This window comes from Corallococcus sp. AB038B (assembly GCF_003668955.1).
Classification (GTDB): Bacteria; Myxococcota; Myxococcia; order Myxococcales; family Myxococcaceae; genus Corallococcus; species Corallococcus exiguus.
On the sequence record NZ_RAWO01000002.1, the window covers coordinates 625541 to 640004 of the forward strand.

The 14464-nt window shown below is 68.4% G+C and carries 12 protein-coding genes; 6 read left to right on the forward strand and 6 right to left on the reverse strand.

The genetic code is table 11. The features are described from left to right. Positions 1 to 40: 40 nt before the first annotated feature. Together D7Y04_RS13695 and D7Y04_RS13700 are read right to left on the reverse strand one after the other, a co-directional pair. Positions 41 to 433, reverse strand: coding sequence for a hypothetical protein (locus D7Y04_RS13695; protein ID WP_121759611.1), 393 nt, complete (start codon positions 431 to 433; stop codon positions 41 to 43). An 87-nt stretch (positions 434 to 520) separates the two neighbouring features. Then, positions 521 to 826: a hypothetical protein gene (locus tag D7Y04_RS13700; protein ID WP_121759612.1), complete on the reverse strand. Its 306-nt coding sequence runs from the start codon at positions 824 to 826 to the stop codon at positions 521 to 523. A gap of 242 nt (positions 827 to 1068) precedes the next feature. On the opposite strand from D7Y04_RS13700, the gene D7Y04_RS13705 reads away from it, so the two are divergent. From D7Y04_RS13705 to D7Y04_RS13720, 4 genes are all read left to right on the forward strand, one after another. Continuing rightward, positions 1069 to 1599 carry a molybdenum cofactor carrier protein gene (locus tag D7Y04_RS13705; protein WP_121759613.1) on the forward strand — a complete coding sequence of 177 codons (531 nt, stop codon included), beginning with the start codon at positions 1069 to 1071 and terminating at the stop codon, positions 1597 to 1599. A gap of 134 nt (positions 1600 to 1733) precedes the next feature. Next, positions 1734 to 2135 carry a hypothetical protein gene (locus D7Y04_RS13710; RefSeq protein ID WP_120580637.1) on the forward strand — a complete coding sequence of 134 codons (402 nt, stop codon included), beginning with the start codon at positions 1734 to 1736 and terminating at the stop codon, positions 2133 to 2135. 18 nt (positions 2136 to 2153) lie between these two features. Further along, on the forward strand, positions 2154 to 6455 hold the full coding sequence (locus D7Y04_RS13715) for an AAA family ATPase (RefSeq protein ID WP_121759614.1): 4302 nt from the start codon (positions 2154 to 2156) through the stop codon (positions 6453 to 6455). 78 nt (positions 6456 to 6533) lie between these two features. Next, positions 6534 to 7364, forward strand: coding sequence for an acyl-CoA desaturase (locus D7Y04_RS13720; protein ID WP_121759615.1), 831 nt, complete (start codon positions 6534 to 6536; stop codon positions 7362 to 7364). Here the strand turns inward: D7Y04_RS13720 and D7Y04_RS13725 are convergent. Next, positions 7342 to 8802 (reverse strand): radical SAM protein, encoded by a 1461-nt coding sequence (locus D7Y04_RS13725; RefSeq protein WP_304988630.1) that lies wholly within the window; start codon positions 8800 to 8802, stop codon positions 7342 to 7344. The genes D7Y04_RS13720 and D7Y04_RS13725 overlap by 23 nt on opposite strands. Positions 8803 to 9044: 242 nt before the next feature. Between D7Y04_RS13725 and D7Y04_RS13730 the strand changes: the two genes are divergently transcribed. Then, positions 9045 to 10766, forward strand: coding sequence for a hypothetical protein (locus D7Y04_RS13730; protein ID WP_121759616.1), 1722 nt, complete (start codon positions 9045 to 9047; stop codon positions 10764 to 10766). A gap of 54 nt (positions 10767 to 10820) precedes the next feature. On the opposite strand, the gene D7Y04_RS13735 is transcribed toward D7Y04_RS13730, so the two are convergent. From D7Y04_RS13735 to D7Y04_RS13745, 3 genes are all read right to left on the reverse strand, one after another. Then, positions 10821 to 11846 carry an inorganic phosphate transporter gene (locus tag D7Y04_RS13735; protein ID WP_120593511.1) on the reverse strand — a complete coding sequence of 342 codons (1026 nt, stop codon included), beginning with the start codon at positions 11844 to 11846 and terminating at the stop codon, positions 10821 to 10823. 1 nt (position 11847) lies between these two features. Then, the gene (locus D7Y04_RS13740) at positions 11848 to 12474 is read right to left on the reverse strand and encodes a DUF47 domain-containing protein (RefSeq protein ID WP_120593512.1); all 627 of its coding nucleotides are present in this window, start codon (positions 12472 to 12474) and stop codon (positions 11848 to 11850) included. Positions 12475 to 12651: 177 nt separating this feature from the next. After that, on the reverse strand, positions 12652 to 13314 hold the full coding sequence (locus D7Y04_RS13745; protein WP_120580636.1) for a TenA family transcriptional regulator: 663 nt from the start codon (positions 13312 to 13314) through the stop codon (positions 12652 to 12654). A gap of 218 nt (positions 13315 to 13532) precedes the next feature. Between D7Y04_RS13745 and D7Y04_RS13750 the strand changes: the two genes are divergently transcribed. Beyond that, a complete protein-coding gene (locus D7Y04_RS13750; RefSeq protein WP_121759617.1) occupies positions 13533 to 14417 on the forward strand; it encodes a fatty acid desaturase in 885 nt (294 codons plus the stop codon). The last annotated feature ends 47 nt before the right edge of the window (positions 14418 to 14464 follow it).

Genomic DNA, 14464 nt, shown 5'->3' on the forward strand with positions numbered 1-14464 from the left:
CTGACAAAGCGGCCCTCCGGTCGGTGAGGCCGTGCGGGGCCTACAGTTTCTTCAGCAGGAAGGCCCGGTACTGGCCGTAGCCCGGCAGGTCCTCGCCGAGGGAGCCGTCCACCTTCGCGCGCAGCGTGAGCGTGCCGTCCATCAGGTCCAGCGTGAAGCCCGGCGCGTCCTTGTGGACGATGTGCAACGTCTGGATGCCTTCCCGGACGGCCTGCTTTCCGATGGCGTCGCTGCAGACGGACTTCATGTCGTCGATGAGCCGGTCGAAGACGCCGTTGGAGAGCATCTGGATGGCGGCCACGGTGGTGAAGCTCGCCTCGTCCAGCGTCACCTGGATGTCCGCGCCCGCCGCGGCCTCCTTCAGCTCCGCCACCTTCGAGGCGAAGGTGTCGTTCTTGAACGCGGCCAGTTCCGACCGTTCGGCGAGACCCATGGTGTTCGTGCTCCGTGCTGTGTCCGGGCGGGAATGCCTGAAAGCAGGCGGAAACCTCGTGGACAGGCCGCCCGTGTGTCAACGCCCTCAGTCGTGGGTGCCCACATGCAGGTCGCCGTGGCGCGTGCAGACCCAGTGGAAGGCGCAGGAGCACGCCACCGCACGGGCGTGCGTGCAGCACCGGCCCCCGAAGTCCTCCGGGAGGACTTCGCGCTCGGGAGGTGGCGGGTCGGGCAGCTCCTTGGGGGCGCCCCGCCCGGAGTCCGCGGGCACGCTGCCGCAGCAGCCGCGCACGAGGCATTCGGGACACAGGGACAATTCGCAGTGCGCGCACCAGTCGAACACCTCTCCGGCGGTGCCACGGCGCTCACAACCTCCACAGGCGTCGAACATGGGCAGCCTCCTTGCTCACCTGCGAGGAAGGTAGAGGAGGGGTCCGACATCACGGGTCGTGCGGAAACGTCTGGCGCTCCGGGAGGAGGGAAGCGACGGCTGGCCGACGCTCGCGCCGCGCACCTTCCACGGGTGGACGGGAATCAGGACGCACGCCGGTCCGTGAGCCCTTGCGGCGTTGGCCGGGGATTCGCATGGAACAGGGGCTCACGTAGTTCCAGTTTTTCGGGGAGGACGCAGTCATGCGCAGACACCGCCGCATCATCGGAGTGTTCGGCTCCGGGGCGCACTCTCACGAGGAGTGGGTCGTCCCCCTGGCGCGGTGGATTGCGGAGGCCGGGTTCGACCTGCTCACCGGCGCGGGCGGCGGCGTCATGAGCGCGGCGGCGGGGGCCTTCGTCCAGGTGGAGGGGCGGCGGGGGGCGGCCATCGGCATCATCCCCGGCACCGTGGGCGCGGACGGCCGTTACCAGCCCCGGGCCGGCTACCCGAACACGGACATCGAAATCCCCATCTACACCCACCTGCCGCTCAGCGGGGAGCAGGGCACGGACCCCATGAGCCGCAACCACATCAACGTGCTGACGCCGCATGCCCTGGTCGCGCTGCCCGGGGGCGCCGGCACCGCGGCGGAGGCCGTCCTGGCCTTGCGCTATGGCAAGCCGCTCATCCTGCACGGGCCACCGGAGCTGTTCCGGCGCTTCCCGGCGGAGGCCGAGCGCACCACCTCCCTGGAGCGGGTGGCCGAGTTCCTCCTGGCCGCCACCCGCTAGGCGGCAGGCGGGCTCAAGCAGGGCCTTGGTGGAGGGGAAGCCGCCCCACGGGGTGGCAAAAGATTCTAGGATGGACGTCGTGGGGAGGGGCGTGCGCCGCGGGTGCACGTCCGTCACCCATCACGTCCGCCATCATGATCAACCCCGACTATCCGCTGGCCAGCTGGTTCCTCGCGGTCTCCACCTCGGTCTTCCTGGTCGTCTACGCATTGCCGTTGCTGTTCATCCCGCTGCGCTGGGCGCGTTGGTTCGGGTGGGAACTGCCCACGGGCAACAACGATTTGACGGTCTACTTCGCGCGTTGCCTGGGCGGCCTGGCGCTGTCCGTCATCATCGCGGTGGTGCAGTTCATCCCGGACCCCAAGAGCCACCTGGTCATCTTCGAGCTCATCGGCCTCATTGGTGGCCTGATGACGGCGGTGCACGTCTGGGGCGCGGTGCGCAAGCAGCAGCCCTGGCCGGAGACGGCGGAAATCCCCCTCTACGGCGCCATGTGCCTGGGCGCCCTGTACCTGCGCTTCGCCAACCTGTCCTGAGCGGAAAGCCCCTTAAGGATGCCCTCCACGCAGCCCATCGATCCCGCTGTCGCGATGCTGGCGCCCTACATGCCGGCGGCCATCCTCGCGCGGCTTGGGAGCCAGGATGCGGACGCGCTGCCCCGGGCGGAGGGCGTGCGGGGCGCCATCCTGCTGCTGGACATCGCGGGCTTCACGCCCATCGTGGTGGGGCTGAGCGGCGCGGGCCCTCGCGGCATCGACGCGCTCCAGCGCCTGCTGACGAACTACTACACGGAGATGATCGACGTCGTCCGCGACCACGGCGGGGACATCTACCAGTTCGCCGGCGACTCCATCCTCGCGTGCTTCGAGTCCGCGCCCGAGGAAGCGGACGCGGACGTCGTGCAGCGAGCGGCGGTGTGCGCGCTGGGCGTGCAGCGCAGGCTGGCGCGCTTCGCCCGGCTGGAGCTGTTGGGCCAGCGCTTCGGCGTGTCGTCGCGCATCGGAATCGGCTTTGGTGAGGCCACCCGCATCGTGATGGGCACCACCGGCCTGTGGATGCACCCGGCGCTCGTGGGAGAGCCGCTGGCGCAGGCGGTGGGCGCGGAGAAGCAGGCCACGGTGTCGGAGGTCGTCTTGAGCCCGCGCGCCTGGGCGGCGCTGCCGGAGTCCGCGCGCAGGGGCGATCCACGCGAGGGTGGCAACCACCGGCTGGCGCTCGACGCGCCGGTGGAGTCGGTGAAGCGCCCGCTGCCCGCGCCCACGGGCGGGGCGGAGCTGGTGGGCCGGTGCGCGCTGCTCCTGCACCCGGTGCTCTTCACGAAGATCACCACCGCGCACCAGGAGTTCGCGGGCGACTTCCGCGACGTCACCTGCTTCTTCGTGCGCTTCACCCACGCGCAGGCGGACACGGATCCGGACGCGTTCACCCACGACCTCAACGCCTACTACGAATACGTCCAGCGCGAGTCCGCCCACCACGGCGGCGTGCTGCTGATGACGGACTTCACGGACAAGGGCAACGTGCTCTACGTCCTGTTCGGCGCGCCCACCGCCCAGCAGAACAAGGAGGTGCTGGCGTGCCGGCTGGCCTGCAAGCTGCTCAAGGCCCGGGAGCAGTTCCCCTTCCTGGATGAGCTGCAGATCGGCATCGCCACCGGCCACGCCTACTGCGGCGACATGGGCTCGCCCACGCGCAAGGGCTACTCGGCGCTGGGCGAGGTCGTGAACATGGCCGCGCGCCTGATGACGCACGGCGGACGCCAGGACGGCGTGCACCTGTGCGCCAACACCCAGTCGCGCTCGCAGCAGGGCGGCTTCGCCACGGAGTTCGTGGAGGACGCGAAGCTCAAGGGCGTGTCGCGCACGGTGCCGGTGTACCGGCTCTTGGGGGAGACGCGCCGCAGCCTCTTCATCAAGGGCCGGGGCGACATCATCGGCCGCAGCCGCGAGCTCAACGTGCTGCACGCGTCGCTCAACGCGGCCTTCGCGGGCCAGGGCCGCGTGAGCGTGGTGTCCGGCGAGGCGGGCATCGGCAAGTCGCGGCTGGGCGCGCGCGTGTTGGAGGACGCGGAGGAGGGCGGCGCCCGGGCGCTGTACGGCGTCTGCTACTCCTACGAGGCCTTCACCCCCTTCTTCCCCTGGAAGGAGGTGCTGCTCCAGGCCTTCGGTCTTCACGACTCGGACGACACCGAGGCGCAGCTCACGCGCCTGCGGCAGGGGCTGGACGGCCTGGAGGACGTGGGGCCGGAGTGGATTCCCGTGGTCGCGGGCATCCTCGGCATGTCGCTGGAGGAGACGTCCGCCACGGCGGGGATGGACGCGCGGCGCAAGCAGCAGAAGGTGTTCCAGATCGTCTTCCAGCTCCTGGAGAAGCTCAGCCGCGCGCAGCCGCTGCTGCTCTACTTCGAGGACCTGCACTGGGCGGACTACATCTCGTTGGACCTGCTCCAGTACCTGGCGGTGCGCGTGGGCTCGCACCGCATCATGGTGCTGGCGACGATGCGCCCGGGCGACCAGCTCCGCGGTCTGCGCGAGCTGCCGGAGTTCGTCCCGGTGGACCTGACGAGCCTGGACGAAGAGGACACGCGGGCGCTGCTGCGCGTGCACCTGCGCCTGTCGCCGCCGGACGTCGCGCTGGAGGACCGGCTGCTCGCGAAGGTGCAGGGCAACCCGTTCTTCATCGAATCCATCGTGGAGGGCCTGGCGGAGCAGGGCTACCTGGGGCCGGTGGAGCCCGGCTCGCCGCGCATGGAGGTGAAGCGCGGCCTCCAGGACCTGCTGCTGCCGGACTCCATCCAGGACGTGGTGCTGTCGCGCATCGACCTGCTCAGCGAGACGGAGAAGCTGGTGGTGAAGGTGGCGTCCGTCATCGGGCGCATCTTCACGCTGGACGCGGTGGTGGCGCTGGTGCCCACGCTGGGGAGCAAGGTCCTGCGCGAGGCCATGGACACGCTCCAGCGCCTGGGCCTCATCCTGCTGGAGACGGAGGAGCCGTACACCTGCCTCTTCAAGCACATCGTCATCCGCGACGTGGCCTACAACACGCTGCTGGTGTCCGCGCGTGAGGACCTGCACCGCCGGCTCGCGCGCTACCTGGAGGCCCGCGCCAACGACAACCTCGCGGGCTCCGCGGGTCTGCTCGCGTTCCACTTCCTCGCGGGCAACGTGGAGGACAAGGGCCTGGCGTACACGCTGATGGCGGCCCGCAGCGCGCGGGCGCAGTACGCGAACGACGACGCGCTCTACCACTACAACCGGGGCCTGGAGCTGCTCGGCACCGTCGTCCCGGTGGACCCGGAGGTGACGCTCCTCCAGACGCGCCGGGTGATGCAGGAGCTGGCGGAGACGTTGCTCCAGGCGGGCCACTACGCCAACGCCATCCTGATGTTCGAGCAGTGCCTGGTGGACGAGGAGGAGCCCCCGCTCCAGGCGGAGCTGCACCTGGGCCTGGGCCGCGCGCACCAGGAGAAGGGCGAGTCCGCGCTCGCCACGCAGCACCTGGAGAAGTCGCTGGTGTTGAGGGGCCGCAGCCTCCCGGGGAGCCTGGCCGCGCTGGGCCTGCGCACGCTGGCGAACCTGGTGCTCCGGGGGCTCGCGACGCTGCTGCCCTTCATCCTGCGTCCGCTGCCGGCGGCGAGGCTGGGCAACTACCTGCAGCAGCTGTCCACGCTCAACTCGCTCATCCGCATCTACTACTTCGCGGACATCACCAAGCTCACCTGGGCGACGCTGGTGTCCACCAACATGGCGGAGCGTTCGCGCAACGACTACGCCATGAGCATGGCGCGCGGTTACTACGGCACGCTCCTGTTCGGCGCGGGGCTGCTCAAGCGCTCGCGCTACCACTGCGAGAAGGCGCTGGAGTACGCGCGCCGCTCCAAGGATCCGGTGGCGGAGGGGCTCGCGCTCAGCCGCCTGGGCATCCAGGCCTTCTTCGCCAACGAGCTGGAGCGTGCGCGGGAGTTCCAGGAGGAGGCCGTCTCCACGCTGCGCCAGGTGGGCGAGCGCTGGGAGCGTCAGACATCGCTGATGATGCAGGCCACGGGCGAGTTCCTCCACTCGCGCTTCCGCCCGGCGGTGGCGCTCTACGAGCAGATGGGGACCATTGGCGTGGAGCTCAACGCGCTGATGCACCAGGGCTGGGCGCACTCGTGGGCGCCCATGTGCCGCTACCTCATGGGCGAAGGCGACGTGGGCGAGCTGTGCGCGGAGCTGGAGCAGGGCCTGCGCATCAGCGAGGAGGTGGCGGACCTGGCCAACCAGTGCGCCAGCTTGAACCACCTGGCCAACGTCACGGTGCGCGAGCACCAGGTGGAGGAGGCCGCGCTCGTCGCGGTGCGCTGCTTCGAGAGCATCTGGAGCTACCAGGTGCTGGTGCCCTTCCTCCAGGTGGGGTTGGTGGACGCGGCGGAGGCGGCCCTCTTCGCGCTGGAGGAGGGCGCCACGGTGGTGCCGCGCAAGAAGCTGCTGAAGGTCGTGCGGCTGTCCTGCCTCAAGGCGCGCGTCATCGCGCGGCTCTATCCGTACCTGAAGGGCCCGGCGCTGCGCGTGACGGCGCGCTCACTGGCCCTGCGCAAGGGCCCCAAGGCCGCGGAGCCCGTGTTCCTGGAGGCCATCGCCGTCCTGGAGAAGAGCCCCAACCGCTGGGAGACGGGCGTGGCCTACTTCGACGCGGCGGTGGCGCTGCCGAACCGGCGCGAGGAGTTCCTCGCCCGAGCGCGCGCCATCTTCACGGAGGTGGAGGCCCGCGCGGAGCTGCGCCGCATGGACCGCTTCCAGGCCACCCTCCAGGCCCCGCCGGTGGAGGCGCTTGTTGCTCCCCAGGCCTCAAAGCCCCGTGACGCTCGCGTGATGTGACGCGCCTGACGCATTCCTTGTCCCGTCAGGCGGGGCCCCTAGACTGCGTGCTTCTCCTTCGACCTCACGCACCGGGCCATGATCACCGCGCCGCTCCGCTTCCAGCTCAGTCCCGTCATCGTCATCTACATGCTCGTGGTCCACGGGCTGGCCGCGCTGGCGTTCTTCCTGCCCTGGCCGCCGTACGCGCTGCCGGTGGCGCTGGCCGTGTACGTGTCCATTGGCCTGGGCACGACGGTGGGGCTGCACCGGCTTCTATGCCACCGCGCCTTCGCATGCCCCCGCTGGGTGGAGTACGCGCTGGTGTCGGTGGCCATGCTCACCGCGCAGGGCAGTCCGCTCCTGTGGGCCGCGAACCACCGGCTGCACCACGCGAAGGCGGACGCGGACGGGGACGTGCACTCGCCGCTGCGCGGCTTCTGGTACGCGCACATGGGGTGGATCCTCAACGAGTCCTCCACGGAAGAGGACGGCTGGAGCACCTGGTGCCGCGACATGGCGGACGACCGCTACTACCACTGGCTCTTGCGCTACCGCATCGCGCCGCAGGTGTTGGGGGTGCTCTTCGTGGGGCTGACGTTCGGCTGGCGCACGGTGCCCGCGTACTTCTTCCTGCCCGTGGTGTGCTGGATGCAGAGCACCTACGCGGTGAACTCCGTGTGCCACGCGGCGTTCGGCAAGCGCGTCCACGACACGCGCGACCACAGCCGCAACGTGTGGTGGGTGAGCGTGCTCGCGCTGGGCGAGGGCTGGCACAACAACCACCACGCCTTCCCCGCGTCCGCGCGGCACGGTTGGGTGTGGTGGCAGTGGGACCCGGGTTGGCTCTTCATCCGAGCGCTCCAGGTCCTGGGGCTGGCGTGGGACGTGCGCCTGCCGTCCCGGATCAGGTCAGGACCTGCGGCGTGAGGCCCAGCGCGGGCATCCGCTCCGCGTCCCACGCCTCGATGGCATCCAGCCCCGCGATGTAGCGGCGCTCCTTGTTCTTCACCGGGTTGCGGATGCTGACGATCTCCGGCCCGGAGAAGAGGATGGTCTGCTTGTAGCGGGGCAGGTCGCTCATCATCAGCTTGGACGCGTAGTGCCGCGCGATGTTGGGCAGGCTGCCCAGCGTGTGGCACAGCCGCTGGAAGTGCTCCACCACCTCCGACGCGTGCATGTTCTTGGGCCGGTGGCACAGCGTGTAGCCGTCGTAGTCGCGGCTGGTGGTGCCGGGCAAGAGCCGGTCCTCGGCCTTCAGCTCGCGGAAGAAGGGCGTCTCCGGATACGGGCACACGATGCCCAGGAACGTGACGGAGAAGTACTTCAGGTCCGCCAGGTAGTCCGGCAGCCGGTGCAGATACTCGTTGGTGTCTCCGTCCGAACCGACGATGAGCCCGAACGACAGCAGGATGCCGGCGGAGAAGACGCGGCGGATGACGGCGTCCACCTCCGACAGCTTGTTCTGCCCCTTGTTCATCGCCTTGAGCGACTCCGGGTTGAGCGACTCCAGGCCGGTGTAGACGTAGCGGCAGCCCGCCTTCGCCATTAGCTTCACCAGCGAGTCGTCCTTCAGCACGTTGAAGGTGAGCGCGCAGCCCCACGTCTTCTTCAACGGGATGAGCGCCTCACACAGCGCGCGCAGGTACTTGGGCGAGCCGCCCAGGTTGTTGTCGAGGAAGACGAACGCGTCCCCCATCAGCCCCAGGAAGTTCGGGTTCCAGCGCATGCGCGTCTGGATTTCGTCGATGACCTCCGGAATGGGCCGGAAGCGGTAGCGCTCGTGGCCGGTGAGCACGCAGAAGTTGCACGTGAAGGGGCAGCCGCGCGATGCCTCGATGCCCGGCAGGCGCACCTTGTTGTTCGTGAAGTCGATGAGCTCGTAGCGGTACGGCCGGATGGCGGCGGCGCCCTGCGACGGCAGGCTGTAGCGGGGCTTGAGCTCGCCCTTCTCGAAGTCCGCGATGAGCGCGGGCACGTTGGACTCCGGCTCCCCGGTGATGACCGCGTCGAAGTACTTCGCCGCGTCGTCGGGGAAGTGGCCCGCGTGCCGGCCTCCCGCCACCGTCGTCATGCCGCGCTGACGGAAGAGGGTGGAGAGGACCTTGGTGTGCTCGTAGTACGAGTGCAGGTACGAGAAGAAGACGAGGTCCCAGTGCCGGTCCAACGGCAGCTCCGCCTCCTTCTCGTTGAAGATCTCCACCTCCGCGTGCTCCGGGCACAGGCCCGCGATGAGCTCCGGCACGGAGGACTGCATGATGGAGGGTTCCTTGATTCGCAGCCGGGTCGGATGGGTGTACGTGGCGATGATGGCGATGCGCATGCGTGCGGGCCCGGCGGCGGCGCGGACGAAACGAGGCGCGCTCACGTTCGTGTTTTCACCTGCCGGACCGCGTCCCCCTTCGTCGTCGGAGGATCACCCGGAGTCCGGGCGGTGGCAAAGGATCTCCATCGCACGCGCCGCACTCCGCGTGTTTCCGGTGGCAGCGGACGACCCAGGAGGACCTATCTCGTGTGGGGGCCGTGCTGATAGATCTTTGAAACATGGATACTTCTCCTTCGCCAGCCGCCCCGGGTTGGCCGTTTAAGCGTTACTTCTGGATTTCCATCGTGTTCGCGGTGGCGCTGGGCGCGCTCGCGTTGCGCTCGGGGTTCATGCCGGATGACTTCATCTGGCTGGGCGTCTGGGACAACATTCCGCCGCCCGCGCCGCTGGGGAACACGCCCCTGGACGTGTACCGCACGGCCACGGGCATCCCGGAGCACACGCTGCACCTGGCGCAGGTGGGCGTCTTTCCGTGGTGGGTGGAGCCCACCGTGCGCGTCGCGTTCTTCCGGCCCCTGGGCAGCCTGCTCTACGGACTGGACCACGTGCTCTACAACCGCGTGGCCGTGGCCTACCAGTTCCACTCGTTGCTCTGGTACGTGGGCCTGGTGGTGCTGGCGGGCGTGCTGCTCAAGCGCGTGCTGCCCACGGCGGTGGCGGGCGTGGCGATGTTCCTCTTCGCCATCTGGGGCTCGCACGCGGCGGTGCTGGGCTGGCTGTCCTACCGCAGCGTGGTGATGTCGCTGCTCTTCGGCATCCTTGGCATCTTCCTCCACGTGAAGTGGCGGGAGGAGAAGCGCACGAGCACCCTGGTGGGCGCGCTGGTGTCCTTCGCGCTGGCGCTCCTGTGCGGCGAGACGATGGTCATCCTCAGCCCGTACGTGCTGGCCTACGAGGCCTTCTCCGGCCCGGGGCAGGCGAAGGACAAGCTCAAGGGGCTCATCCCCTTCGGCGTGCTGATGGCCCTCTACTTCGCGGCGTACCGGGCCATGGGCTACGGCGCGGGCGGCTCGGACATGTACCTGGACGCTCTGGGCACGCCCGTGGCGTGGTTCCAGGCGATGCTCGGGCGCGTCCCGGCCGCCATCGCGGGCCTGACGCTGAACGCGCCCCCGGACTTCATCTTCGACCAGTCCCTGGTGCCCCTCTTCACCATCCTGGGCGCGGTGGGTTTCACGCTGTTCGCGCTGCTGGTGTGGGGCGTGTGGCCCCGGCTGGAGTCCGCGGAGCGCCGCACGGTGGGCTGGATGCTGACGGGCGCGTTCGTGGCCACGTGGATGTCCAACTCCGCCTTCGCAGGCTCGCGCACGCTCATCGTGCCCAGCCTGGGCATGGCGGTGGGCCTGGCCGTGGTGCTGCGCCACGCGTGGAAGGGGCGGGCGAAGACGTTCCGCGCGGGCGCGGTGCTGGCCGGCGCTGCGGTGATGGCCCTCATCCACGTCGTGGGCTCGCCCTACCTCTGGTGGCAGACCATGGAGCAGTACTCCCAGGCGGACGCGCTCATGGGCCGCGTGCAGGCGCGCTACGAGGAGGCGTTCGATCAGACGAAGCTCTCCAATCAGCGCGTGGTGGTGCTCAACGCCCCCAACGGCATCATCGGCATCTACGGCTCCGTGCGCTGGTGGTCCTCGGGCAATCCGCTTCCGAAGGCCTGGTGGGTGCTGTCCTATTCGCTCTACGAGCAGAAGGTGACGCGCACCGGCCCGAACTCAGTGGAGCTGGAGCTCACCAAGGGCGGCCACTTCCTGGACTCCGTGGAGGAGCGCATCCACCGCGCCGCGCGCCACCCGGTGCACAAGGGCGACGAGTTCGACATGAAGGGCATGATGGTGAAGATTGAGGAGGCGGACGCGGAAGGACCCACGCGCATCTCCTACACCTTCGATGTGCCGCTCGAGGACCCGTCGCTGAAGCTGGTCCAGTGGCAGAACAAGAAGGTGGTGCCCTGGGTGCCGCCGGCCGTGGGTGGACCGTCGTCGTCCCTCAACGTCCGCGTCGTCCAGTAGGGCAGGGCAGCAGCAGGTGGCGCGGGGGACTGCTCCCCCGCGCCCGGGCTTTCTTCAGCCCACCATCCGAACCACGGCCAGCGTGATTCCGTAGACGATGACGGACACCAGCGCGGCCGCGGGGATGGTGAACACCCACGCCCAGATGATGCGGCCGGCGGTGCCCCACTTCACGGCGCGCCAGCCGCGCGTGGAACCCACGCCGACGATGGCGCCGGTGATGGTGTGCGTGGTGGAGACGGGGATGCCCAGCTCCGCCAGCGCGATGATGGTGACGCCGCCGCCCGTCTCCGCGCTGAAGCCGCCAATGGGCGCCAGCTTCGTGAGGCTGTGGCCCATGGTGCGGATGATGCGCCAGCCGCCGAAGAACGTGCCCATCGCGATGGCGGCGTGGCAGGAGATGATCATCCACCAGTCGATGTGGAACGGGCGGTCGCGCCAGATGGTGCCGAAGAGCACCACCGCGATGATGCCCATGACCTTCTGCGCGTCGTTGGTGCCGTGGCTGAAGGAGAAGATGGCGGACGACACCAGCTGCAGCCGGCGGAACCAGGTGTCCACGCGCAGCGGCGTCTGACGGTGCACCGCCCAGGTGCTGGCCAGCATCATCCCGATGCCCAGCGTCATGCCGATGAGTGGCGACAGCACGATGAAGGCCGCGATGCGCGCGATGCCGCTGCCCACCAGGCCCTCGAAGCCCAGCACGGGCAGGGTGGCGCCAATCATCCCGCCCGCCAGCGCGTGCGACGACGAGGAGGGCAACCCCCACCACCAGGTGAGCAGGTTCCAGACGATGGCGCCCATCAGCGACGAGAAGATGACCATCAGCACCGCGGTGGGGCCGGCGGCGCGGAGCATCTCGAAGTTGATGATGCCCTTGCCCATGGTGTTGGCCACGTGCACGCCGCCCGCGAAGGCCGCGATGAAGTTGAAGAACGCGGCCCAGGCGACAGCCAGGTTCGGCGACAGCACGCGCGTGGACACCACGGTGGCGATGGAGTTCGCCGCGTCGTGGAAGCCGTTGATGAAGTCGAAGACGAGCGCGACGATGACGATGGCGACGACCGCTGCGAGCAGCATCTCAGCTGTGCTCCAGCACGACGCCCTCGATGACGTTGGCCACGCCCTGGCACTTGTCCGTGGCCGTCTCGATGAGGTCGTAGATCTCCTTCCACTTGATGATGGTCAGGGTGTCCACGCCGCTCTTGAACAGCCGGCCCATGCCCGCGCGCAGGACCTCATCCGCCTGGGACTCCAGGTGTTTGATCTCCTTGCAGCCCGCGAGGATCTGCTCCGGCTTCTTGATGAGCCGCAGCGCCGCGACGACCTCCTGCACCTTCAGCGTGGAGAGCACCAGCAGCCGCGCCAGCTCCGTGGCATCCGCCCGGGTGGATTCAATCTCGTAGTACAGCAGGCGAGCCGCCGCCGCGTTGGTCAGGTCCAGCACGTCGTCGATGCGAGACAAGAGCGTGTGGATCTGCCCCCGGTCGAACGGGGTGATGAACTGCTGGTGGAGCCGGTTGAAGGCCGTGTGGGTGACCTCGTCGCCCTTGTGCTCCACGTCCTTGAGGGCCTGGACGCGCTTGGGCACGTCCCGGAAGTCGCCCAGGAGTTCGTGTAGGAGCTTTGCTCCCTCGACAGTTCTGGCGCATTGCGCGTCGAAGTCGTCGAAGAACTCGTCCGACTTCGGCATCAGCTTTTCGAGCATGGGGATCTCCCTCGGCGCCTGGAGGGACAGGAGCTGTCAGCCGCGGGAGGGTGGTGGCGCCTCTTTGGGGTGACACTCCCGTGACGCGGGAGTGACTACCCTACCTGGAGAGATTCGCCAGTGTTCCGTGTGAAAACGCACGGATTCCGAGGGGTTGCGCTTGACGCAGGCCGCCGCTCAGACGACGCGGTTGCGCAGCTCCTCGAAGAAACCCACCCACAGCTGCCACATCTCCTCGGCACCGCGGGTGATGGTGGCCAGCTCCTCGTCCGTGTACGCGAGGCCCATGGTGTGGCCGGCCGTCTCCACGTGGTCCGGCTCCTGCTTCACGTGGATGTCCACCCAGGGCAGGGACTTGAGGCCCGTGGTGCGGCGCACCAGCTTGCCCAGCTTGGCCACCATGGTGAGATCCGCCACCTCCGTGCCGTAGAGGAAGCCCAGGCCGGTGAGGTGGCTGTCCGTGGAGCGCTGGTAACCGTCGATGAGCCGGCGCGTCGCGGGCGTCATGTCCGCCTCGGACACGCCCGCCTGGGTGAAGCCCGCGTCCGTCATCGTCTGGATGAAGAAGCGCTCGTGGGCGCGCGCCGGGTCTCCCTCGCCCACCTCCTGGTTGAGGATGTGCGTCACCGCCGTCTTCATCTCCATCTGCGGGCAGACGGCGATCAGCTTGCCCAGGAAGGTGGGGAAATAGTGCAGGGGGTGCCACCACTGACCCAGCACCAGCTCCGCCTGATCGCGGCTGAAGGCCTTCTCATCCACCACTTCGAAGAACCGGTGCTTGATCAGCTGTTCACGGTGGGGATTCTTCGCCAGTGCCGCCTCGATGGTCTGGTTCCGCATTGCCGCCTCCAGGGTGGTCCAAAAGGGCTGGGTCGGCGTTTATCACAAAGCAGGACTGTGATTCTTGGAAATGTGGAAAGACAAGTACAACGTGACTACGTGGTTTACCGCCAGTGTGGAACGTACAGGCGGACAAGGGCGGGCTGTTCGGGGTGGGGAATGCAGCCTACAGTTGGAAAAGCGGCATTTTTTCCCCGGCCCACTTGTCTCGGAAGCCCATGACCCTGTTCCGGCACCCTGAAGATCGCATCCCGGTCCTGATGTTCCTTGGCGTGTTCGCGCTCGACGTGACGGTGTTCCTCACGGCCCAGAGCTGGTGGATCCCGGTGCTGTGGTTCGGGCTGGGCATCATCCCCAAGGGATGGATCTGCTCGTGGAACCACCACCACCAGCACCTGTCCTTCTTCAAGCACGCGCTGCCCAACCGCCTGTTGGAGATCGTCTTCGGCTTCCAGACGGGCGTGACGTCGCAGGCGTGGTTCCTCCACCACGTGCTGGGCCACCACAAGAACTACCTGGACCAGACGCAGGACGAGTCGCGCTGGAAGCGGGATGACGGCTCGACGATGGGCGAGGTGGAGTACTCGCTGAGCACGGCGCTGACCGCGTACTCGCGCGCGTTCCACGTGGGGAAGAAGCATCACCCCAAGGCGCTGCGCGTGTTCGTGTGGATGGCCGCGCTCCAGGTGGTGCTGCTGGCGGGCCTGTTCTGGGTGAACCCCTACAACGCGCTCTTCGTGTTCCTGTTGCCCATGATGGCGTCGCTCTACGTGACGACCTGGGCCACGTACTTCCACCACGTGGGCCTGGAGACGGCCAACCACTCGGAGGCCTCGTACAACATCCTCCACAAGGGCTACAACCTGATGACGGGCAACCTGGGCTACCACACCGCGCATCACACGCGGCACGGTCTGCACTGGTCCAAGCTGCCGGAGCTGCACGCGCAGCTGGCGCAGGAGATCCCCGCGAACCTGTACCGCCAGCCGGGCATCCCGTTCGTCTGGAGCGGCTCTGAAGCGAAGCTCGTGCTGAGCGAGCACGAGGTTGCCGCGCTCTCCGGCCGGCCCGTGGAAGGCAGTGGGGAGAAGCTGGCCGCCTAGCGGTCCCGCTGTCCCCGTTGGAAGCTCCCCGCCGGAAGTGCTCCTTC

Bases quoted from the DNA above. Each gene is read 5' to 3' on its own strand.
- D7Y04_RS13695 (WP_121759611.1), bottom strand. From the start codon at position 433: ATGGGTCTCGCCGAACGGTCGGAACTGGCCGCGTTCAAGAACGACACC.
- D7Y04_RS13700 (WP_121759612.1), bottom strand. From the start codon at position 826: ATGTTCGACGCCTGTGGAGGTTGTGAGCGCCGTGGCACCGCCGGAGAG.
- D7Y04_RS13705 (WP_121759613.1), top strand. From the start codon at position 1,069: ATGCGCAGACACCGCCGCATCATCGGAGTGTTCGGCTCCGGGGCGCAC.
- D7Y04_RS13710 (WP_120580637.1), top strand. From the start codon at position 1,734: ATGATCAACCCCGACTATCCGCTGGCCAGCTGGTTCCTCGCGGTCTCC.
- D7Y04_RS13715 (WP_121759614.1), top strand. From the start codon at position 2,154: ATGCCCTCCACGCAGCCCATCGATCCCGCTGTCGCGATGCTGGCGCCC.
- D7Y04_RS13720 (WP_121759615.1), top strand. From the start codon at position 6,534: ATGATCACCGCGCCGCTCCGCTTCCAGCTCAGTCCCGTCATCGTCATC.
- D7Y04_RS13735 (WP_120593511.1), bottom strand. From the start codon at position 11,846: ATGCTGCTCGCAGCGGTCGTCGCCATCGTCATCGTCGCGCTCGTCTTC.
- D7Y04_RS13740 (WP_120593512.1), bottom strand. From the start codon at position 12,474: ATGCTCGAAAAGCTGATGCCGAAGTCGGACGAGTTCTTCGACGACTTC.
- D7Y04_RS13745 (WP_120580636.1), bottom strand. From the start codon at position 13,314: ATGCGGAACCAGACCATCGAGGCGGCACTGGCGAAGAATCCCCACCGT.
- D7Y04_RS13750 (WP_121759617.1), top strand. From the start codon at position 13,533: ATGACCCTGTTCCGGCACCCTGAAGATCGCATCCCGGTCCTGATGTTC.